The 21,254-nt window shown below is 39.1% G+C and carries 18 protein-coding genes and 1 pseudogene; 7 read left to right on the top strand and 12 right to left on the bottom strand.

Features of this window, described 5'->3' with window-relative positions; genetic code table 11:
* Positions 1–206: 206 nt before the first annotated feature.
* The 5 genes from ACRCJ0_RS01620 to ACRCJ0_RS01600 form a co-directional block, all read right to left on the bottom strand.
* Positions 207–419: a hypothetical protein gene (locus ACRCJ0_RS01620; protein WP_149358105.1), complete on the bottom strand. Its 213-nt coding sequence runs from the start codon at positions 417–419 to the stop codon at positions 207–209.
* Positions 420–432: 13 nt separating this feature from the next.
* Complete coding sequence (locus tag ACRCJ0_RS01615; protein WP_431389308.1) at positions 433–1,113, bottom strand: NAD(P)H-dependent oxidoreductase; 681 nt, start codon at positions 1,111–1,113, stop codon at positions 433–435.
* Between the two features lie 126 nt (positions 1,114–1,239).
* On the bottom strand, positions 1,240–2,775 hold the full coding sequence (locus ACRCJ0_RS01610; RefSeq protein WP_431389307.1) for an AbgT family transporter: 1,536 nt from the start codon (positions 2,773–2,775) through the stop codon (positions 1,240–1,242).
* 365 nt (positions 2,776–3,140) lie between these two features.
* On the bottom strand, positions 3,141–3,746 hold the full coding sequence (locus tag ACRCJ0_RS01605) for a cyclodeaminase/cyclohydrolase family protein (RefSeq protein ID WP_431389306.1): 606 nt from the start codon (positions 3,744–3,746) through the stop codon (positions 3,141–3,143).
* 62 nt (positions 3,747–3,808) lie between these two features.
* Positions 3,809–4,501 carry a DUF554 domain-containing protein gene (locus tag ACRCJ0_RS01600; protein WP_431389305.1) on the bottom strand — a complete coding sequence of 231 codons (693 nt, stop codon included), beginning with the start codon at positions 4,499–4,501 and terminating at the stop codon, positions 3,809–3,811.
* A 212-nt stretch (positions 4,502–4,713) separates the two neighbouring features.
* Between ACRCJ0_RS01600 and glnA the strand changes: the two genes are divergently transcribed.
* Complete coding sequence (glnA, locus tag ACRCJ0_RS01595; protein ID WP_431389304.1) at positions 4,714–6,048, top strand: type I glutamate--ammonia ligase; 1,335 nt, start codon at positions 4,714–4,716, stop codon at positions 6,046–6,048.
* A gap of 247 nt (positions 6,049–6,295) precedes the next feature.
* Here the strand turns inward: glnA and ACRCJ0_RS01590 are convergent, their stop codons facing one another.
* The 3 genes from ACRCJ0_RS01590 to ACRCJ0_RS01580 all read right to left on the bottom strand — a co-directional run bounded on the left by ACRCJ0_RS01590 (position 6,296) and on the right by ACRCJ0_RS01580 (position 9,136).
* The gene (locus tag ACRCJ0_RS01590; protein WP_431389303.1) at positions 6,296–7,129 is read right to left on the bottom strand and encodes a DUF975 family protein; all 834 of its coding nucleotides are present in this window, start codon (positions 7,127–7,129) and stop codon (positions 6,296–6,298) included.
* 232 nt (positions 7,130–7,361) lie between these two features.
* The gene (locus ACRCJ0_RS01585) at positions 7,362–8,060 is read right to left on the bottom strand and encodes a zinc metallopeptidase (protein ID WP_016896384.1); all 699 of its coding nucleotides are present in this window, start codon (positions 8,058–8,060) and stop codon (positions 7,362–7,364) included.
* A 62-nt stretch (positions 8,061–8,122) separates the two neighbouring features.
* Positions 8,123–9,136, bottom strand: a complete 1,014-nt coding sequence (locus ACRCJ0_RS01580; protein WP_431389302.1) for an alpha/beta hydrolase — start codon at positions 9,134–9,136, stop codon at positions 8,123–8,125.
* Between the two features lie 305 nt (positions 9,137–9,441).
* Between ACRCJ0_RS01580 and ACRCJ0_RS01575 the strand changes: the two genes are divergently transcribed.
* The 4 genes from ACRCJ0_RS01575 to ACRCJ0_RS01560 all read left to right on the top strand — a co-directional run bounded on the left by ACRCJ0_RS01575 (position 9,442) and on the right by ACRCJ0_RS01560 (position 15,565).
* The gene (locus ACRCJ0_RS01575; protein ID WP_431389301.1) at positions 9,442–10,068 is read left to right on the top strand and encodes a YkyA family protein; all 627 of its coding nucleotides are present in this window, start codon (positions 9,442–9,444) and stop codon (positions 10,066–10,068) included.
* 26 nt (positions 10,069–10,094) lie between these two features.
* A complete protein-coding gene (locus ACRCJ0_RS01570) occupies positions 10,095–11,519 on the top strand; it encodes a putative glycoside hydrolase (protein WP_431389300.1) in 1,425 nt (474 codons plus the stop codon).
* A 739-nt stretch (positions 11,520–12,258) separates the two neighbouring features.
* Positions 12,259–14,175 (top strand): glucose PTS transporter subunit IIA, encoded by a 1,917-nt coding sequence (locus tag ACRCJ0_RS01565; protein WP_431389299.1) that lies wholly within the window; start codon positions 12,259–12,261, stop codon positions 14,173–14,175.
* The gene (locus ACRCJ0_RS01560) at positions 14,162–15,565 is read left to right on the top strand and encodes a glycoside hydrolase family 1 protein (RefSeq protein ID WP_431389298.1); all 1,404 of its coding nucleotides are present in this window, start codon (positions 14,162–14,164) and stop codon (positions 15,563–15,565) included. Before ACRCJ0_RS01565 ends, ACRCJ0_RS01560 begins: the two co-directional genes overlap by 14 nt.
* Before the next feature lie 364 nt (positions 15,566–15,929).
* On the opposite strand, the gene ACRCJ0_RS01555 is transcribed toward ACRCJ0_RS01560, so the two are convergent.
* The 3 genes from ACRCJ0_RS01555 to ACRCJ0_RS01545 all read right to left on the bottom strand — a co-directional run bounded on the left by ACRCJ0_RS01555 (position 15,930) and on the right by ACRCJ0_RS01545 (position 18,213).
* On the bottom strand, positions 15,930–16,472 hold the full coding sequence (locus ACRCJ0_RS01555) for a cysteine hydrolase family protein (protein ID WP_431389297.1): 543 nt from the start codon (positions 16,470–16,472) through the stop codon (positions 15,930–15,932).
* Positions 16,473–16,552: 80 nt separating this feature from the next.
* Positions 16,553–17,722 carry a pyridoxal phosphate-dependent aminotransferase gene (locus tag ACRCJ0_RS01550; protein WP_431389296.1) on the bottom strand — a complete coding sequence of 390 codons (1,170 nt, stop codon included), beginning with the start codon at positions 17,720–17,722 and terminating at the stop codon, positions 16,553–16,555.
* Positions 17,719–18,213: an Lrp/AsnC family transcriptional regulator gene (locus ACRCJ0_RS01545; protein WP_016896378.1), complete on the bottom strand. Its 495-nt coding sequence runs from the start codon at positions 18,211–18,213 to the stop codon at positions 17,719–17,721. The genes ACRCJ0_RS01550 and ACRCJ0_RS01545 overlap by 4 nt, the downstream gene beginning before the upstream one ends.
* 466 nt (positions 18,214–18,679) lie before the next feature.
* Between ACRCJ0_RS01545 and ACRCJ0_RS01540 the strand changes: the two genes are divergently transcribed.
* Together ACRCJ0_RS01540 and ACRCJ0_RS01535 are read left to right on the top strand one after the other, a co-directional pair.
* Positions 18,680–19,660 carry a DUF1002 domain-containing protein gene (locus ACRCJ0_RS01540; protein WP_431389295.1) on the top strand — a complete coding sequence of 327 codons (981 nt, stop codon included), beginning with the start codon at positions 18,680–18,682 and terminating at the stop codon, positions 19,658–19,660.
* Positions 19,661–19,858: 198 nt separating this feature from the next.
* Entirely contained in the window at positions 19,859–20,533 is a 675-nt protein-coding gene (locus tag ACRCJ0_RS01535) for a VIT1/CCC1 transporter family protein (RefSeq protein WP_431389315.1), read from the top strand.
* Positions 20,534–20,728: 195 nt separating this feature from the next.
* On the opposite strand, the pseudogene ACRCJ0_RS01530 reads toward ACRCJ0_RS01535, so the two are convergent.
* Positions 20,729–21,254, bottom strand: a pseudogene (locus ACRCJ0_RS01530) (carbon starvation CstA family protein); the annotation flags it as partial.

Here is a 21,254-nt window from a genome sequence, read left to right as displayed (position 1 = left end):
TTCACCCACCACTAGTTCGCTAATTACCAGATTCATCGCTACTCCACCAATTAAATTGGTGCCATAGTGCATTCCTTGCACAAGATTATTTACGTGTGAAACTTTCGTTTCTCATTGAATTCTATCAAAGTCATTGGATAAGTCAAGCAGTTTTGAAGACTTTTCCTACTATCGATTGATACTGATATGCTATTTCTTCTATCAAACTACCATTCTTCGTGGTTCCATGCTAGGCCGTCTAATTTGCCTTGGGCTTGTAATAAGCGTTTGTCAGTTTCTGCGATTTCAGCTTTCACTTTTTTTAGTATGGCGATTGTTGCATAGTCTGTTGCTGTTTCGATGGCTTGATCAATAATCGCCTCTGTCCATTTCAAGTCATTTTCCATTCCGGTTCTAGTCTCCTTGTTTAATGCCGTCATATGATTTGCCCCCCTAACGCCAGCTTGTTTTAGGTAGTTGCGCTTCAATGTCGCCTAGATTGTCCATTTCATCTGCCCATTCTTCAGCAACCAGATTTAGTTGCTCTTGTAATGGTTGGTCAAAATCGCCTGCAATATTCCTTAATTCGTCGATCAGCCAAGCGTTTCGTTCAGCAAATTTTGCCTGGGTTGGTAGTTCTAGGTATTGTCTAAAACGGACCAAGTTATCTTGCTGGATATGTTCTGGCTGGTAGGAATGTTGGGCAAGGACAAATGGTGGCAAGTAATCTAAGCCAATCGCACGTGCAAAGGATTGGAAAGGACGAAGTAATTCTGAAATGGTTACTTGTTCCCGGCCACCTGCTTGGTACTGTCTTAAAGGTACACCCACCGAGATGATTACACCAAATTCTTTACCTTTTAAATTTTTACTATAGGTATCTAAAAATTCCTTATTAAAGACTTCTTGAATAAAATCCGATACTAAACCAGGTGCTTGATACCAGAATAACGGAAACTGAAGCAGCCATCTGTCTGATGTTAGGATAGCTTCTTGATAAGCTGTCACATTTGAATCAGTGAATGGTCGTTCAATTTGGATAAAAGGAATGGTATTTGGTCTTGCTTCGTATAGGAATTGATGAGACGCTGAAGTCTCCATTTCTGGATGACCACCAAAGATCACGCTTGCCATTGATTTGCCTACTTTCTCATTTATATTTTTTCATGCATTTCTAGTCATTTTATTATAAGGCTATTTTACATAAGAAAAGCAGCCTAACCAAGTAGACTGCTTGCAAAATTTATATTGAATAATTTTTTATAATAAAACTGGTGAATTTGGTCCAACTGGGATACCAATTAGGTACCAGATGACTGCCATAATAATCCACACAATACCGATGGCTACTGAGTAAGGTAATACGTTAGACATTAAAGTTCCTAAACCAGAACGCTTGTCGTATTTGTATAATACTGCTAGAACTACCGGAATATAAGCTTGCATTGGTGTTAACGGGTTAATAATCCCATCACCAATACGGTAAAGAATTTGGGTGAATGATGGGTGGTAACCTAATAGCATGAACATTGGGACAAAGATTGGTGCCAGGATTGCCCATTTTGCCGAAGCTGAGCCAATAAAGAAGTCAACAAACATTGATAATAAAATGAATCCGATGATTAAGGCGATACCATTGGCGCTTTCTAGTAAGGCTGCTCCTGAAATCGCAATGACTGTCCCCATGTTAGACCATGAGAAGTATGCCATCATTTGACTTGAGAAGAAGATGATGACGATGAAGCTACCCATATCAGCCATTGATGAAGATAACATCCGAGACAAGTCGTGTGAATCTTTGACTTGGCCGGTCATCTTACCGTATACGAAACCTGGTACGAAGAACATAATTGTCATCAAGACTGTGATACCATCCATAAATGGTGAACCAGAAATTAACGAACCTGTTTCAGCATTTGCTAAGAATGAATTTGGCATCAAGGCTAAAACTGCAACAATAACGATTGTCGCTAGTAATGACCAGTTTGCATATTTAACTGCTTTGATTTCCTGGTCTGATAATGAGCCACCTTTGTGAGCCGCTGGTAATTTCTCACCGGCAAATTCAGGTTGGTACTCACCCATTTGTGGTAATGAAATTTTAGTCAGTACGAAGTAAATAACTGGTACCAATACAAATGTTGAAACGAAGATGAAATAGTAGTTCATCGCAACATTTAGTTCAATATCTGGCAAAATAGTCTGTGCTGCTGATTCTGTAAAGGGGAATACTAAGGCATCAGACATCCCCAACATCACGTTGGCCGCAAAGGCTGCGAGTGATGATACATAACCTAGAACTGCGCCGGCCATTGGGTTTAAACCAATTTTCAAGAAGGTTAAGGCTGCTAACGGTGGCAATACGATTGGACCAGCGTCCCCAGCGATATTGGCAATTACACCTGCAAAAATGATGATCAGCAAGATGTATTGCTTGGGCGCTTTCTCCACTACGTTAGTTAGAACGGCTTCAAAGTAACCTGATTTCTCAGCCATACCTACACCAAGCATAATAACTAACACGGCTGACAAGGCTGGGAATCCGGCAAAGTTTGTCCCTGCTTCTGATATCATGCGGGCAAAGTATTCACCAGTTAGCAAGTTATTTACTGCAATCTCTGAATTATCAATCGGATTGACAACCGATACCCCAAACATACTCATTATCCATGATGCTAGAATAACTAGAATACTCAGGTAAATGAAAATCATAATTGGTGAAGGCATTTTGTTACCTACACGTTCAATTCCGTTAAGAATACGGAGTAACCGTGATTCTTGTTGTTTTTCTTCCACTTATTTCATCTCTTTTCTTATTGTAATTCTTGCCTATCTTTTCACTATTGTTTTAAATTATAAAGATTTCATTAAAATTCCGCAAGTACTTGTTAAGTTATGCATAATTTTTAACATTTCTTTAGTAGGTAATCTCCGTTTTTCCAAATAAAAAGACCCATATCATCTTTATATGGATCAATCTTGTTAGATTTATTGACGGCTAGATACCGTTTTTTTAATATAAGTCACATGTACTTGTTTCAACCCTACCGTACCGACGTATGAATCCTAATAATTTGTAATTATTTTTGTTTGTAATGTTCACCTCTCCCGTATTGGATTTGTATTTCCTGTGAAAGAGGCTATTATAAATTATAGAACTTTTAACGGCTGGCTACCGTTTCTGTAATTGTTTGAATTGCGGCTTCACTTCTTTGAATCAAGTCTTTTCCTTTGGCAGCTAATGCTGCTTGCAGGTTTTCGTCTTTTAATAACAAGACGTTTTCTTCAACATTTTCGTTGGCTGCTTGGATAGCTGTTTTCAACATGGTTGTACCAACAGTGACATCGGCCATCACAGACTTGCGTCCTAGGCTAGCGACTTGGGTCATAATTTCTAAGGCTTGTGTTGCATGGTCCATGATTTCCAAAGGCACTTCGGTGGCAATTTTTAAGCCCGCTTGAATCGCTTGTAGGCGTTCAGCTTTTTCTTGGTCAGTGGCTTTTGGTAATTTGAATGCACCGAATAGTTGGTTTGATGCGTCTTCATCCCCTTGCACCAAAGCAAATAGTGCTTCTTGGTGGCTAGTCATTTGCTTGACTAAACCCGTCAACAAATCAATGTCCGCCCCTTTTTGCTTTTCAATAGTAATATTTAGGACCATGTTACCTAAGGCTGCGCCCATTGTTCCGGCATATGCTGCTGCTGACCCGCCCCCTGGTGCTGATTGGCTTGAGGCTAATGCTTCGATATAAGTGTACATTTCCATGATAATTTCTCCCTTTAAATGATTTTTTGAGTGATAATTTGAATAAATTCTTCTATATAATATTAAAACAAATTGAATAGTGGAATTAAAACGATTGGTACGAACATAGATGGTGCGATGTTCATGACTTTGATGTCTGTGATTTGTAAGAGATTGAAGCCTAAGCCCATAATAATGAGGGACCCTACCGCACCGATTTCTGTGGTTACGACATCACCTAATAAGGGCGCTATTGATGCGGATAATAACGATAAGGTTGCTTCATAAATAAATAATGGGATAGCGGCAAAGGCTGACCCGATCCCCAGCGTTGACGACAAGACAAAGACGAACACAAAGTCTAAGATGGATTTGGCGTACATGGTGGTGTGGTCTAGGAATAAACCAGACTGCAGGGACCCGATGATGGCCATTGCGCCGACTACAACGAATAAGGTGGCCGATACAAAGGCTTCTTGAAAGGTAGATCCACCTTCGCCAGCTACTCTTTCTTGGAGTTTTAAGGCAAAATGGTTAAATTTACTGTCGAAGTCAACTGTTTCACCGATTAAGGTTCCAATCACTAAGGACAGCACCATGACGATTAAATCGTCTGTTTCAAGAGCACCCTGGATACCAATAAATATAACGACCAAGGCGACGGCTGTCATTATGCCTTTTCGCGTGTTGTTTTTTAAGAGATGACCGAATGTCGTCCCCACACCTGCCCCAAATACTACGCTAATCGCGTTCACGATTGCCCCAAATATGACCATATCTTAACTCCTCTTATCTTCGTTATCTTTTGAATTTGATTATAACAAATAATGAGATTTTTATGTGGAACTTGTTAACATTTTATAAAATCCGATTCCCATGTTATATTTTGTGACACAAAACGTTAATTTGCCCTTGCATTCTATTAAAAATACATTCATAATACACAAGTAGTTAAATTTAGGACGACAAAAAAAAAGGAGCAATTTTTATGCCAACATGGACAAGAGAAGCAATCTTTAAAGACGCACAAGAAAAAAATGTACATTTTATTCGCCTAGCTTTTTCGGACGTTAACGGAATTTTGAAAAATGTTGAAATCCCTGTTTCACAGCTAGACAAAGCTTTAGATAACGAAATGGCTTTCGATGGTTCTTCTATTGATGGTTTTGTCCGTATCGAAGAAGCTGATATGAAGTTACACCCAGACTTGAATACTTGGACTGTATTCCCTTGGGGTTCTGATGATAGAAAAGTTGCCATCTTAATTTGTGATATTTATACAACTGATGGTGAACCATTTGCAGGTGATCCGCGTGGTAACCTAAGACGTATGGTAGAAAAACTAGATGACTTAGGTTTCTCAGCTTTCAACTTAGGTCCTGAACCAGAATTCTTCTTATTCAAACTTGCAGAAGACGGCAACCCAACGACTCGTGTAAATGATGTTGGTGGTTACTTCGACGTTGCGCCTGTTGATTTAGGTGAAAACTGTCGTCGTGAAATCGTATTGATCCTTGAAGATCTTGGATTTGAAGTAGAAGCTTCTCACCATGAGGTTGCGATTGGGCAACACGAAATCGACTTTAAATATACTGATGTTGTAGATGCTTGCGATAAGATTCAATTATTCAAGTTAATCGTTAAAACTGTTGCGCGTAAATACAACTTGCATGCTACTTTCATGCCAAAACCTATTTACGGTATCAATGGTTCAGGTATGCACTGTAACATGTCTCTATTCAAAGGAAGTGAAAATGTCTTCTTTGATGCAGATTCTGAAACACAATTATCTGAAACAGCTATGCAATTTATCGCTGGTGTCTTAGAACATGCTAAAGCGATTACTGCAGTTGCTAACCCAATTGTAAACTCATACAAACGTTTAGTTTCAGGTTACGAAGCACCAGTAAACATTGCTTGGTCTACTCGTAACCGTTCACCACTAATCCGTATCCCAGCTGCTCGTGGTAAATCAACACGTGTTGAATTACGTTCAGTTGACCCAGCGGCTAACCCTTACTTAGCACTTGCTGCTATCTTAGGTGCTGGTCTTAAAGGTATCGAAGACGAAATGGTTGCACCAGCGCCTATTTCTCGTAACGTATACAAAATGACTGCTGATGAATTAGTTAACGGTGGCATTGATAAATTACCTAGCTCTCTTTCTCGCGCTTTAGACGAATTAGAAATCGACAGCGTTGTACAAGATGCTTTAGGTGCACATATCACTGCAAACTTCATCTCAAGCAAACGTATTGAATGCCAAGAATACTTACACCAAGTAACTGACTGGGAATTGAATACATACATGGAACAATACTAATTTAGGCAAAATGGACACGACTTGGCGAAAGCTAGGTCGTGTTTTTTAATTGTATAGGAATAGAAAAAAAACGCATGACCTAGAGAGGAGTCCAGATCCTGCGTTTAAGTTTGGTTATTCATTTTATTATTCAGTTGTGCTTTGGCAGTCAGGTCTCCTTTTCAAACTAATTTGCGCCACTCGGTATGTGTCACGGCACTAGTCTTCCAGTGCTACCTGCCTAAGCGCCAAAGCTTGCACCCTCTTTTTAAAAGTCGTTCCAGTTTTTATCGTCTATATACTTGTCATCCACAAAGCTGTGGTTGGTTTTGTATGTGGGCGTTTTTTCTTTTCTTGCAAATCTGCGGTATGTATTGCCTTGTTTTTTGGCTTTTCGGTTTGGTTTCGGCGTGTATTCCTCTTCTTCTACAAGCATTTCTTTGGCCCGGTGCTTTCTAGCTTGGCTTAGTCGTGATACTTTTTCCGGGTAGCCAATTTCATCTAATGCTTCTTCGTAGAAGTTGATTAAGGCTAGGGTGTGGTAGGGTTTGACGTAGAAGTAGGCTAATCCTAGCGTGAATGGAATCAATAGGTACCATCCGATAAAGCGTAGGTTTAGCCAGATAAATCGCCATTTCCGGCCGCGCATCATCCGACGAGATTCTGTGATGGCCTCAGATGCTGTTAAGATTGGGAAGTCGACGATTAAATAATCGGTCAATGCATATCCAATACCTTTATAAACCGCTGGGAAAAACAACAATAATGACCACATGAGTAGATAAAAACCACGTAGGACGCCTGCCCAAGTGAATTTAATTGAATCGCGCATGATTGGCCCAATAATGTCACGGTGGATTTGTATTGGTCGTTGGTTATTCTTCACCATCAATGACCGTAGATAAGCCATTTCAGCTCCGGCAATAAAAACGATCTCAATGATAATAATCAGGACGCTGATGGGGAAAAGGACCAAGGATACTGCAGTTGGTAAGGTCCCAATTATCCATACGATTGCCCAATAAAGAATGGTAAACAAGACAAACCAACCTGCATTCTGACTTAAAGTCTCTTTAGCTTTCACTTTTAAATTTCTTCGCAATCACGGTCACCTCCTCATAAAAATAATCAATTGATTATGTTCATATAATACTTGTCTAATCGATGAACTGGTAGGCACCAATACTTGCCTTTCAGATCAGCTAATCTTATATAAGTATTTTATCAAATTCTCAAGTTTCGCCATCCACCCTAGGACCTATTTCGCGCAAAAGAAGAACCTTGAATACCGTGGTACTCAAGGCTCTCTTTTTGCCAGTAATAATGGTTACATCTTAGTCGCGGGAACGACCACCAAATAAAATCAAGACACGTAGTAATGACAAGGCACCTGCGATAGCTGAAGCGACGTAAGTCATAGCTGCAGCGTTCAAGGTTTTACGAGCATATGGTAATTCTTTGGCTGTTAAAATATGCCCATCTTCCATAATTTGTAACGCACGTTTAGATGCGTCAAATTCGACTGGTAAGGTCACTAATTGGAAAAGTAAGGTTAAAGAGAACAAGATAATCCCAATGTTGATAAAGGTCTCGTTATAGCCCGCGATGGCACCTAGGATTAAGATTGGCCAAGACATTTTTGAACCGATATTGACAGCGGGTACAATTTTTTGACGTAGGGTCATCATGAAATAACCTTGGGCGTCTTGAACCGCGTGGCCACACTCATGGGCTGCAACCCCGATAGCAGCAATCGATTTTGAATCGGCTGTCGCGTCTGATAAACGCAATACTTTATTGCTTGGATCGTAGTGGTCGGTTAAGTTACCAGAAATTCGTTCAACACGAACGTTGGTAATACCTGAATATTCTAGGATGTATTCGGCAACTTGGGTACCGGTCATTCCTTTTGCAGTGGCATATTTACTATATTTATTAAATGTTCGACTTACGTTGGCACTTGCGATTGACGCGATTACAGCACCAATAAGAATTAAGATATAAGTCCAGTCAAACATCATGGGGAAAAACATCGAATCACTCCTTCTCTCATATTATAACAGCTAACCTCGTCCTGACCAATGCAGATGCTGGATTATGGGTTCATAATCTGTTGGTGGATAATGTCGATAACTTCCTGACTTTCTGGTAGGTTGTTCAGGTAAAATTCATGGTGCATGTAATCAAACTGGTAATAGTTACTGGTATGATTATGGGCACGTAATCGACGGTGCAACCAACGGCCGTCGCAGGCGTGGCTGTCATTCGATCCGTTAATAAAATCGACTGCTGGCATTGAGTCAATTGGCATTTTGGCATAGTTCAAGGCTGGGTTTTTATCCCGCCAGATCGTTTTTAAGGCATTAACCTTGGTCGCGTCAAATTGCACATCGTTTGGGTTGATGTTGACGTCATCAAAGCTTGTGTTTAGCCATGGTGACAGTAAAATCACCCGTTTCACTGGTTGGCCGATTTGGTCCATCCGGTCCGCAACCAATAAGGCTGGAATCGCACCTGTATCAGAAGCAAGAAAGTAGACATTTTCTAGTGACCGTCCCGTTTTTTCAGCGATTTCTTCTATTAAAGCTGTAATCCGCCCGGTTTCAGCCTCTAAGTCATAGTTGGCGAAAGAGCGTAATAATGGAATAGACACGTAAGCCTCTGTTCCAAAGCGATCATTGACTTTTCTGGCGAAGGACCACTCGCGTTCTTTGAGGGTATGAATCCCGCTTCCTCCGTGGAAATAAATAATCCAGGCTTTGTCTGTCTCTTGAGAATCCCCTCGCGTGTCCAAGGCTAGTTTGGTATCAATATCCGTCAGCTCGACCATGACACCATTTTTGCCACGGTGAATCTCTGAAGCTTGGTCGCGAGTAATAAAGAATAAGTTTTCGTGGTTGATGCTCCTTTTAGCTAGGTCTTCAGTTGCTTGTTTCTTGCTATAGGCTGGGGTTAGTCGATTGGCTTCTCGTTTAATCCGCATACCATCTTGTATCACCTTGCTGCGCAGCGATCGCTCTTGACTCATGGCATGATAAACATAGCCGAAGCCTGTTGCAGCGGCCGCTAACCCTAGTCGCCACAGACGGTTGTTGTCCTTCTTACTCATTCCCGCACGCTCCTTCCCATTTTCTTCATCATAAAACTTGCACGAGCTCTTTACTCTATTATAACTGAATACCAGGCATTGGATAGGGACTAAAGTCCTAATTTCTGGCAAAAGAATCCCTACATTTTTCTTGGCATTTTCTAAAAATTCTATTAATTTCTTGAGAAATTCGCTTAAGTCTCGTATCATTAAGGGTATATTATACTTTATGGGTTATTATCGCAATTCTACACCCAAAAATACAGCATTCATTTCTGTTATTCACTGCGGTAATACAAGAAAAAAATAGAATAAGGAGATAGATAATGGTATTGAAGAAACTAACCACCTTTACAATCGTCGGGGTGAGCATTGGGGTATTAGCAGCCTGCTCTAGAACACCAGACCAAGTTGTGACAAAGTCAGCCGAAAACGCCCAAACTATGATGGGGCAATTAGAATCCATTCAAACGCAGGAAATGGCCTTGCAAGATGCTTTTGAAGCGGATTTAGCAGCTGATGAAAGTCTAGCCAACTTGGCTGAATCAGGCACGGGTGCAACACGGGAAAACCTACAAACCAGACGAGAAGAATTTGACGAATTAAAATCGCTATTTGAAGATTTCCAAGATCAGGTTGAAAGTTTAAATGAATTTGACGAAACTGACTTCACAGCTGGGGAAGATTTCGCCAACTTTGATACGTCTCGCCAATTAGCTGACAGTGTGAACACGCAAATGAGCGCCTACATTGAAAACTACCAAGCTGTTTTGGAAAAAGAAGATGCTTATTACACAAGTTTAGCAGCTGAAGACAGCGATCTAACGACCTTCTCTGACGGTCTAGCGGAAATTAACGGTAACTTTGAAACATCACAAGCAGCCTTATCTGAAATGTTGCCTGACTTAGCGGCATTAGCCAAACTTTCGCAAACAGAAAATCAAGCACAATAAAATGAAATAGAACGGAGGCCAGAACCTTGAAAGACAATCAATCCAATCCAAAACCGGATATTAAGACAACTTTAGACCCAAAAAACGAAGGACCTAAATTCAATTGGAAACTTGTTTTAGGGCTACTCACAGCCATTGTATTAGGTTTAGCCTTAATCTTTGGCATTCGAACAGACTGGTATGGCTTAGCCAATGAAAATAACCAAGAACAAACCGCAAGTAATGAAAGTTCGTCTGAACAAAATGCTGAATCTACCAGTGAATCTGCTAAATCAACTGAAGCAAGTGATGAAGATGCTAGCGCTGCAGCGATGAGCGGTGAAGGTGACGGTACACAATTACCAAATGTTTCTACAGAAGCAACGGCTTTATTAAACCAACCAGAAAATTTACCCTCAAAATTCCAATACGATTCAGGTTATGACATTGCCTATCCTGAAGATGGGGTAAAAGGGATTTATCTATCAGCTGCCGGTGCCACTGACCAAGCCCTATTTGATGAAAATATGGCCCTTTTAGATGAAACCAATCTAAATTCAGTTGTACTAGATGTCAAAGACGACTACGGGAACATTACTATGGACCTACCGTCAGAAGATGATACCGTCAACAACAACGAAACAGATAGTATTGACGGTGAAGGCATTATGCAAACGTTCGAAGACAAACAAATCTATCCAATCGCTCGTATCACAACCTTTAAAGATACCAACCTAGCCAACGCTGATCCATCTCGTACCTTCCTAACAGAATCTGGTGAAGTATGGACTAACGATGGTGGCGATGCCTTCCTAAACCCATACAACAAAGATAACTGGGACTACCTTGTAGAAGTAGCTAAATCAGCCGCTCGCGCTGGTTATAAAGATATCCAATTTGACTATGTCCGCTTCCCAGAAGGATTTGAAACTTTTGGTGAAACCTTAACTTACGATATGGGTGACTACGCTGAATACGGAAAAGCTTCAACTGAAGCCCGTCAAATGGTTATCGCAGACTTCCTAGCTTATGCCCGTGAAGAACTTCAACCATATGGTGTAGATGCTTCTGCAGATATCTTTGGTTACGTGACAGATGTTGTCGCAACACCTGGTATCGGTCAGAACTACAATATGATCGCTGAAAATGTCGATGTCATTTCATCAATGATCTACCCTTCTCACTGGGGGCCTGGCTACTTCGGCTTAGACTACCCAGACTTGTACCCATATGAAGTTGTACAAGCTTATATGGAAAAAGAGAATGCTTTAAACGCTGAGCTGGAAGAAGCACCAGTATCTAGACCTTGGTTGCAAGACTTTACCGCCTCATACTTAGCGGAAGGTACTTATGCTGAGTACGGCGTTACCGAAGTACAAGACCAAATTGACGCCGTCATTGAAAGTGGCGCCAACGAATACCTACTTTGGGATGCATCAAACAACTACACAAAAGGTGTAGATTACAAATAATCGTAGTAAACAAAAACTCGACGTCAGCTGGCGTCGAGTTTTTGTTTTGTTTTTTCATTAAAGATTTTGATTTTAAAATAATATCTATCAGATTATACTTTGATATTCTTAGGCTCATTCTATAACCTAGAATAAAAAGGTGGATTTTTATACATTTATACAAATCCAAGAAAGCGTTTGGGATAATGAAGTTCAAAAAAATACTAAAAGATATTAAGCTTAATGATACTGAACAACAAGTCCTCGCATATCTAGAATACCATAGTGATCAAATATTGAATATTCGAATTCAGAAAGTCGCAAATGAACCTATTATTTAAATAATGTTCATCATGATTGCGAATTGTCTGAGGTTGACGAAAATGCAGCCAATGTTCTTGCAACAGTTATCTTTACAATGATGAGTGAAAACCAAATGTCCCTGAAATCATTCAAATCCTCTCTTACCTCATATCCCTTCATCGCCATTGTAGCTAATGGTTATGCCTCCATCATCGGCGAATATCTATACAAAAAGCTTATAACAAGAAATATACGTTGTATCCTTTGTACATCATATTAGCTGACTCTCATAAACTATTGGAAAATAATTTACAATCTGCTACCTATATAATTACCATTTTAAGAAGTGGGGAAACGCCCTCCCTGCTAAAAACACTACATACCGTCAAAGATTACTCCACACACATCAAACAATATGCTATACTCCTGATAAATCTTTGGGAAGGAAATATCGTATATGGATTACAATAAAATTGGTCGCGATATAATAAAGGGCGTAGGTGGTAAAGAAAATATCAATAACTTAACCCACTGCTTCACTCGTTTAAGATTCGAGTTAAAAGATAAAGATAAGGCAGATAGTGATTTGCTTAACCAAGTTGAGGCAGTTATTTCAACTGTCTATAGTGGTGGGCAATATCAAGTTGTCATAGGAAATAAAGTCGAGAAAGTCTTTAAAGCTGTTCAAAAGGAACTCGGTGAGCGTCACAATGAGAATGTTCAAAAATCAGTCTTAGATAGAACGCTCACCTTAATTACACAAATTTTTACGCCAATTGTACCTGCTATTGCCGCTTCAGGGCTAATTAAAGGGTTGCTAACTGCTGCAAATATGCTGTTGTTAACATATTTTTCTATAGATATTTCGACATCTGATACTTATATTTTATTATTTGCTGCTAGTCAAATCATCTTCTACTTCATGCCGATATTCTTGGCTTACACAACCGCGAAAGCTTTAAAAACTGATAGATTTACTGCAATGGTATTAGGTGGATTTCTTGTATACCCACAAATCAATGAGATTATGTTAGATTATCAAACCCAAACCTCCATTTTCGGACTACCCTTTATTAAAGGTGCATGGGGAACTGGAGATAATGTGCGTGTATTCTCGTATGTAGAATCTGTTATCCCTATCATTTTAACTGTAATTGCGCTCTACTTTTTAGAAAAGGGATTGAAGAAAGTTATACCTGAAATTCTTCAAATCATATTAGTTCCGGGATTGTCTGTCATTATAATGCTACCAATTATGTTATCTGTTACAGGACCTATTGGCATATATCTGGGTAATATGATTCAAACTGCATATAACTTTATTATTGATTTGAGCCCAACATTAGGTGGTGCTATGGTTGGAGGGTTATGGGCTGTTTTCGTTATCTTCGGAGCTCATCGTGCACTTTTACCCGTTGGTTTGAACGATGTTGCTTTAACTGGTAGACAAAATCTTCTAGCATTTGCTGGTGCTGCCAACTTTGCCCAAGGTGGCGCCGTTCTAGGGGTAGCGTTGAAAACAAAGAACAAAGACTTAAAAAGTGTCAGTTATTCTGCCTTTATTTCTGCAATCATAGTTGGAATTACAGAACCTGCCATATATGGGGCTAACCTACGTCTAAAAAAACCTATGATTGCTGCTGTAATTTCAGGTGCTGTCGGTGGTGCTATTATGGGCTATGGAAATGTATATGGTGATGCCTTTGCTAATAATGGTATTCTAACTGTATTTACATATGTAGCATTTGGCACGAATCCTTTCATATATTATCTTGTGGGATGCTTAGTAGCTTTCATTGGGGCAACCGCATTAACTTATGTGATAGGTTTTGAGGACATTCTGGTTTCTAATTCTTCATCGAATATCTCTACAGACGAAAAAAATACCCCTGGAAAACTTAATCAGGTTAATATAGTTGCGCCAGTTGAAGGTGAAATTTTACCAATTGATACTGTAGATGACCCAACATTTGCCAATAATTTGGCTGGTGAAGGTGTTGCCATCAGCCCTTCGGAAGGAATCATTTTGGCTCCAGCTTCTGGTGAGGTTGTTGCTGTCTTCCCAACTAACCATGCGTTTGGCCTAAAATTAGATGATGGTATAGAATTGATGATTCATATCGGCATCAACACGGTTGAATTGAATGGTCAACATTTCCAAAGTCATGTTAAGGTTGGTGATTATGTCGAACAGTATCAGTTGTTAGCTAACTTTGATATCAAAGCGATTGAAGAAGCTGGATATGACACCACCGTTTTTACAATCATTACGAATAATCAAAAATTTAAATTACATGGTATTCAAAACCATCAAACTATAACAAATCAAGATAGTGTATTTACCTTAGAAGGAGGATCTAATGTTTCCAAATAATTTTTATTGGGGTGCCAGCTCATCCGCTTTTCAAATCGAAGGGGCTTGGAATGAAGATGGTAAAGGACTTACGGTAGCCGATTACAATTCATTTAAAAAAAGTAACAAACAAGCTGACACTAAAGTCGCTAGTGATTTTTATCACCGCTATAAAGAAGATATTCAACTTATGAAAGAGCTAGGTTTAAAAATGTACCGTTTCTCTATATCATGGGCCCGAATTTTTCCAGAGGGTGATGGTAAAGTAAATGAAAAAGGGATTGATTTTTATAACGATGTTATCGATGAATTGATAGCGAATAATATTGAGCCTTTTATCACGTTATATCATTTTGACCTCCCCTTCTCTTTAGTCGAAAAATACAATGGTTGGACTTCTTACAAGACTACCGAGGCTTTTGTAAACTATGCTGAAACATGCTACAAAGCTTTCGGTGATCGCGTAAAAAAATGGCAGATTAATAACGAGCAAAATTTAATGGTCCGAGTTAACGAAAGAATGAATATTTACGACGCTCAAGGGGAAGAAGCTGAGAGGCTTAGAGTTATTATGGACCACCAAATGTTTCTAGCCTATGCAAAATCTTCTAAACTATGTAAGCAATTAGTAGAAGGTGGAAGTGTTGGGCCTTCTATATCAGCAACAGTGACTTACCCAGCTACTAATAAACCTGAAGATGTGATGTCAGCTATTTGGAATAACCGTCTCAAAACAGATTACTGTATCGATACTCATGTAAACGGCGCTTATCCAAATTATTACTTAGAGTACCTCAAAGAAACTAACCGCATGCCTAATATTTCTGAAGAAGATGTTGTAAGTTTATCCGAGTCTGTTGTTGACTTTATTACAGTGAATTACTACCGTACTTTAACCTCTAGGCACTTACCTGTTGACGCCAACCATTTTAAAGGTGAAAAAATCGAAGGCTTTAATATCGTAGATTACAACATGTATGGATATTGGGAAATTCTGAAAAACGAGAACTTAAAGGAATCTGAATACGGTGCTCAAATTGACCCTTCTGGATTAAGAATTGCTTTAAATGATTATTGGAACAAATATAAGAAGCCCCTTATTATTACAGAGAATGGCTTAGGAACCGTAGATAATCTAGTTGATGACAAGGTTCACGATGGATATCGCATTGATTATATTAAGTCTCACCTTCTAGCTATTGAAGATGCTATTAGAGATGGTGTTGACGTCTTTGGATATAATGTTTGGTCGATAATCGACATATTAAGTTCACATCAAGGATTTAAAAAACGTTACGGTCTCGTATATATAGACCGCACTGATTTCGACGAGAAAGATCTCCGTCGTATTCCAAAAGATAGTTATTATTGGTACCAAGACGTTATAAAGTCTAACGGTCAGAACTTATAGTGCTTACGAAAAATGACTTAATTAAGTCACTTTTTCTTGTTGCCATAAAAATTGGAGGAATCTTAGAACTGCTAGTACTGTATGAATGGAGCGTTTATGGAAGATCTAGAAAGCCGCTAACACTTACACGAGAGGTGTAGATTACAAATAATCGTAGTAAACAAAAACTCGACGTCAGCTGACGTCGAGTTTTTGTTTTTTTCAAGTAGTGTTGGTGGGCGTTTTTGAGGAATCTTCGCCAACATTATTCTTGTGCATAGAAAAAGGCCATGCTTTCCTATAATAAAGTAAAACACCACATCATACTTGAAAGAAGGAAAATCATGACCTATTCATTTATTATGCAGACTTTGCGAAACAATTTCTACTTGATGATCTCAGTGTGAAAACACCGTGTCATATGTTCAAGCATAGTGTCCCCTAAATCTGTAAAGGTTGCAACACCATTAGCACGGACCTTAGTTTGAAAACCATAGGCATCTGCCCCACTAACCGTATTGAACACACAAATATCTGTGGTTACACCAACAACATGGACTGTACCAACGTCTCTATCAAGCAACAACTCCGCCAAACCAGTCTTAAAGAAGCTATTGTAATTTTCTTTAGGTAGGTATGTGATTAATTCATTGTCTTGGTTGGCTTGCAACCAATCCTGCAATTCACCATAAAGTGCTTGCCCTTCTGTCCCCACCACATTATGGGCCGGCCACAATTTAAAGTGGGGATCATCCACTTGATGAGCGTCCATGGCCACGACCACATCCTTCCCTTGGCTGACAAAGTCTTCTGCCAGAGATTTAATGTAGGGAACGATAGCTTGACCTGGTTGGCCAACAGTTAAAGAACCGTCTGGCGCTACAAAATCGTTACTCATATCTACAATGATTAATGCTTCTTTACCCATGAAATCAGCCCCTCACTTGTCATTTGCATCATTCTTTTAAGAATGAATATGCATTTCTATACGCAATATTTATCTTTGTTTTATTTGTTTCTTAGCTCGGTAACAAATTCTTCTATTTTGTCCATGGCAATCGTCAATTCTTTAATTGAGTAAGCGTATGAGATACGTAAGAATCCTTCCCCACCCTCACCAAATGCTGAACCTGGCACAACCGCCAGTTTCTTCGCATCAAGGAGTGCTATGGCAAATTCTTCACTGGTCATATCAAATTCACGAATGTCAGGGAAGGTATAGAAAGCCCCACGTGGTACGAAACAAGGAAGGCCCATATCACGGAATCGGCCTAATAAGAAGTTACGACGTTTTAAATAGTCTTTCCGCATCGCTTCTACATCTTCATCACAATCTTCTAAAGCCACAACTGACGCATATTGCGATACAGTTGGCGCAGCCATAATCGTGAACTGGTGGATTTTCAACATTTGTTCCACTAAAACTTCTGGTCCACATAGGTAACCAATTCGCCACCCTGTCATTGAGAAGGCTTTAGCAAATCCGTTGATGTAGATTGTCCGTTCTTTCATCCCTTCAAACGAAGCGATTGATGTGTATTTATCTTTGGCGTACCAGATTTCAGAATAGATTTCATCCGTTAAGACATATAAATCATGTTTCTTAATGACGTCAGCCAACTTTTCCAACTCTTCACGCGTTGCCGCTGCCCCAGTTGGGTTGTTTGGATAGTTTAAAATAATAGCCTTTGTCTTATCTGTAATTAATGCTTCAATATTTTCCGGCTGTAAAATAAAGTCGTGCTCACTTGGTAGCTTCACTGGTACGGGAATCCCGCCAGCAAGCTTAATTGACGGTGTGTAAGATACGTAAGACGGATCCATACACAATACTTCATCACCTGGGTTAATTAATCCACGACAAGCAAGGTCAATGGCTTCAGAACCACCAACAGTAACAATCACTTCCGTTTCCGGATCATAATCCAAGTCATATTTGCGGTCTACATATTTTGAAATCGTACGTCGCAATTCAATTAAACCTGCATTGGCAGTATAATAAGTTTTACTTTTTCTAATGGCCCGAATCGCTTCTTCACGAATTGACCAAGGCGTTGGAAAGTCAGGCTCCCCTACACCAAGCGAAATCACGCCTTCGATTTCATTGGCAATGTCGAAAAAACGTCGGATACCAGAAGGTTCCATGTCAATTACGGTTTTATTTTGAGATTTTGTCATTGTGAGATCACCATACGCCCGCCATCTTCTTTGATATCTTTATAAACAACCCCTTGTTCTTTATAGCGGTTCATTACAATGTGGGTTGTTGTAGCGCTAACTTCGTCGATAGCTGCTAATTTTGAGATAAATTTAGAGATATCTACCATCGTTAAACGCTTGGTTAATAATAGGAAATCATAAGTACCTGACATCAAGTATAAAGATTCTACTTGGTCATATTGGTAAATGGTTTCTGCAATGTCTTGATAAGATACACCATGGTGTAAGTCAACATTGACTTCTACCATCGCTGATAGCAAATTGTCATCGGCAACGTCCCAGTTGATCATGGTGTGGTAGCCGGCAATCACGTTATCTTTTTCATAAGCAGCGATTTGCGCAACGACTTCCTCTTCGTTAGCTTCAATCATGTTGGCGATAGTTTTAGGTGCTAATCGCGCATCCTGTGCTAAGATAGCTAACAATTCTTTTTTCTGTTCGATGTTCATTTTTATCCCTCCAAAAACGACATAACTTGTAGCTTTAAGCATACTTTTAAACTGAAATTTTGTCACTTAATTTGAATAATTTTAATAAAAATTTTTGATTTCACCCCAATTTCAAAAACTCGTCCTCTTCCAGTATATATGAAATAGATTATTTTTGTAGTGATATGGCTTGTAACCCTTTTTTCTAATCATTAACTTTCAGGTTATGCTTATCCTATCATAGGCTTAAAAAGCAGCGAGACCGCCCTCACCCTAGTTAGGTTCGAGTCTCCAGAGAGGACTCTCGCACCCTAATCATATTACTCCTAGACAGGAAACGTCTTCTTTCGCACTCTTTTCTCCTTTAACAATTTTTATATCCTTGTTAACAGTTTCCTAAAACCCTTTCCAATTTAAAATGATACAATGGAGTTACCGACAACTACGACCTTCATGGTCATAATCAGTCTGTAGGAGGAAACATACAATGGAAAAGTTTACAAAACGAATTTTATTAACTAGTGGTGTTTTAGCTTTAGGACTTGCCGTAGCTGCACCAAATAAATTAGCAGATAAGGTCGCTATTGACCCGATGTTTACATACGGGGAAACTTTAGACGATAGCCAATATACTGAAACAAAAGAGTTATTAGGTGTTGAGGATGGCGTGACTGAAATCGAAGTGGCTGTTAATGAATTAAATGACTTATTACAAGATAGCTACCCATACAACCAAGTCTACTCTTCAGCTTATATCACACCAGCTGATAACGATGGTGGCGTAACGGTTGAAATCGAAACACCAGATACAATTACAGATATCACTGAAGCCCAATATGAGAATGCGGCCATTACTGCGGGTGCAGTTGACGTAGATATCAAGGTTGCTTCTGCTGTTACAGTGGATGGTTCAGGAGCCTTAGCGGGTGTTTATAAAGCATTTGAAGATGCTGGTTATTCATTAGATGATGATGCCCGTCAAGTGGCGCAAGATGAGTTAGCGGTAACTTCTTCAATTACACAAGAGAATGAAGATAATGAAGGTTACTCTGATAGCGACATGAACGCTGCGATTGCGGATATTAAAGCGCAAATTGCTGACTTGAAAGACCAAAATGGTGGCTCAATTTCAGTGGATGAAATTACTGTTATCGTGAATAATGTTGTGAATAACTACAACTTAAATGGTGTGATTTCTGAAGACAATATCCAAGCGATTATTGATCAAATGAAAAACTTCTCTAACCTTGAGTTAAGTGAAGAGCAAAAAACACAATTATCTAACTTAGCAAGCTCATTGTCTGACGCTGCAAGTAACGCTGCCGCTTCTGCTTCATCTGCAATCGAAAATGCAGATACTGAGCAATTACAAGAAGATGCTATAGGTATTTGGGACCGTATCTTATCCATTATTGATAACATCTTCGGGACTAGCTTCTCAGATAACAAAGAAAACAATAACGAATAGGCAATCAAACGCCCGTATACGAAAACCATATTGTCTTCAAAACTATTTTTTCTCAGCAAAAAATAGTCTTGGAGACTTTTTTGTGAGGTGATCGCTACGCTTACACTATACTATATAGACTGAGTTAAACGCCAAAGTCTATAATAGCTGTATGAGGGAGGGATTGTAATGAGTAAAGCTAATAGATTCAATTTTCGTATGAATAGTGATTATGTGAAAAGTATGGTCTATGGTGGTTTAGATGGCATAATAACAACTTTTGCAGTAGTTTCGGGCGTGACTGGTGGTGCTTTGGACTTTCAGATTGTAATTGTCCTAGGCTTCTCAAACTTATTAGCGGATGGGCTCTCAATGGCTGTCGGCGATTACTTATCTTCTAAGTCAGAAAACGAATTTATCACCAAAGAAATTGAACAACACCAATCTAATTTCAAATATGACTTTCAAACTGAGCTAAACTATTTCAAGGAATACTATACAAACAAAGGGCTTACAGAAACAGATGCTTTACTAATTTCAGAAACATTAGCTAAATATCCAGAAGTAATCGAACAAGAACGTATAAATATGATCTTTGGCACTGCAGAAACAGAAGCACATCCTATATATAATGCTTTAATTACTTTTTGCTCATTTATTTTATATGGATTTATTCCCTTGATTGCATATGTCTTTGCTTCATTTTCAACATTTCTTATGGAAAACACTTTTGTAGTGGCAGGTATCTTAACTGGACTTACGCTATTTATTTTAGGCGCAATCAAATCAAAGTTAACTCTAACAAACTGGGCCCGCTCTGGTATGGAAATGTTATTAGTAGGAGGTGCAGCTGCATTAATTGCTTATATGATAGGTTTTATTTTGGGCAGTTAGTATTCTTTAAACAGAGATAACGCTTTGCCACTGTAAATGGAGGCAACATACTTTCTCAATTAAATTTAATCTCCAAGTAAGTGAGTATAAATAAAAAGCCAAGCAATCAAATAATGATTACTCGGCTTTTTTTAAACTCTAATTTGATGGCGTTTCATTTTTATGAGTCAATCTGTTACTTTAAAGATTGATCTATTAGTTATTTTTCTCAACCAATTCTGGATATAATTGGTTGATTTGTAATTGGTCGTTGATAAGTTTTGAACTTGGATCCATAGTTTCTTTTTGTTTCACACCTTGGCGCCAATATACAGCAAGTAAGATTAGTGTAATGGCTGCCCCGCCCCAGTATGAAAAATTACTTAACCCCAAGTTAAAACCGATAGGCTCACTTAACAAATAAACGACAACGGCATATAACATAAATACCCCTGGCACTAATGTTACGAAGTAGTTTTTACCTTTCAAGAATAAATAGCGCGTTGTTACCAGTAAGGCTAATACAGCTGTAACTTGATTGGCCCAGTTGAAGTAGCGCCATAAAATATTGAAATCCACAAAGGTTAAGAAGAACGAAATCACATAAATTGGTAAAGTGATTGTCATTATCTTTGGCAATGTGTCCTGTTTCATGTGGGTATAGTCTGCAATAATAATACGCAATGAGCGGAAAGCAGATAAACCAGAAGATAAAGGTAATACAATAACGCCAATAATTGCC

The organism is Aerococcus sp. L_32, assembly GCF_050689315.1.
Note: the sequence above shows the minus strand (reverse complement) of the source record. Positions and strands in the feature narration are given on the sequence as shown.

Excerpts from the sequence above, each read along its gene's own strand:
- ACRCJ0_RS01620 (WP_149358105.1), bottom strand. The coding sequence starts at position 419 with ATGACGGCATTAAACAAGGAGACTAGAACCGGAATGGAAAATGACTTG.
- ACRCJ0_RS01615 (WP_431389308.1), bottom strand. The coding sequence starts at position 1,113 with ATGGCAAGCGTGATCTTTGGTGGTCATCCAGAAATGGAGACTTCAGCG.
- ACRCJ0_RS01605 (WP_431389306.1), bottom strand. The coding sequence starts at position 3,746 with ATGGAAATGTACACTTATATCGAAGCATTAGCCTCAAGCCAATCAGCA.
- ACRCJ0_RS01600 (WP_431389305.1), bottom strand. The coding sequence starts at position 4,501 with ATGGTCATATTTGGGGCAATCGTGAACGCGATTAGCGTAGTATTTGGG.
- glnA (WP_431389304.1), top strand. The coding sequence starts at position 4,714 with ATGCCAACATGGACAAGAGAAGCAATCTTTAAAGACGCACAAGAAAAA.
- ACRCJ0_RS01585 (WP_016896384.1), bottom strand. The coding sequence starts at position 8,060 with ATGTTTTTCCCCATGATGTTTGACTGGACTTATATCTTAATTCTTATT.
- ACRCJ0_RS01580 (WP_431389302.1), bottom strand. The coding sequence starts at position 9,136 with ATGAGTAAGAAGGACAACAACCGTCTGTGGCGACTAGGGTTAGCGGCC.
- ACRCJ0_RS01575 (WP_431389301.1), top strand. The coding sequence starts at position 9,442 with ATGGTATTGAAGAAACTAACCACCTTTACAATCGTCGGGGTGAGCATT.
- ACRCJ0_RS01565 (WP_431389299.1), top strand. The coding sequence starts at position 12,259 with ATGGATTACAATAAAATTGGTCGCGATATAATAAAGGGCGTAGGTGGT.
- ACRCJ0_RS01560 (WP_431389298.1), top strand. The coding sequence starts at position 14,162 with ATGTTTCCAAATAATTTTTATTGGGGTGCCAGCTCATCCGCTTTTCAA.
- ACRCJ0_RS01555 (WP_431389297.1), bottom strand. The coding sequence starts at position 16,472 with ATGGGTAAAGAAGCATTAATCATTGTAGATATGAGTAACGATTTTGTA.
- ACRCJ0_RS01550 (WP_431389296.1), bottom strand. The coding sequence starts at position 17,722 with ATGACAAAATCTCAAAATAAAACCGTAATTGACATGGAACCTTCTGGT.
- ACRCJ0_RS01545 (WP_016896378.1), bottom strand. The coding sequence starts at position 18,213 with ATGAACATCGAACAGAAAAAAGAATTGTTAGCTATCTTAGCACAGGAT.
- ACRCJ0_RS01540 (WP_431389295.1), top strand. The coding sequence starts at position 18,680 with ATGGAAAAGTTTACAAAACGAATTTTATTAACTAGTGGTGTTTTAGCT.
- ACRCJ0_RS01535 (WP_431389315.1), top strand. The coding sequence starts at position 19,859 with ATGAATAGTGATTATGTGAAAAGTATGGTCTATGGTGGTTTAGATGGC.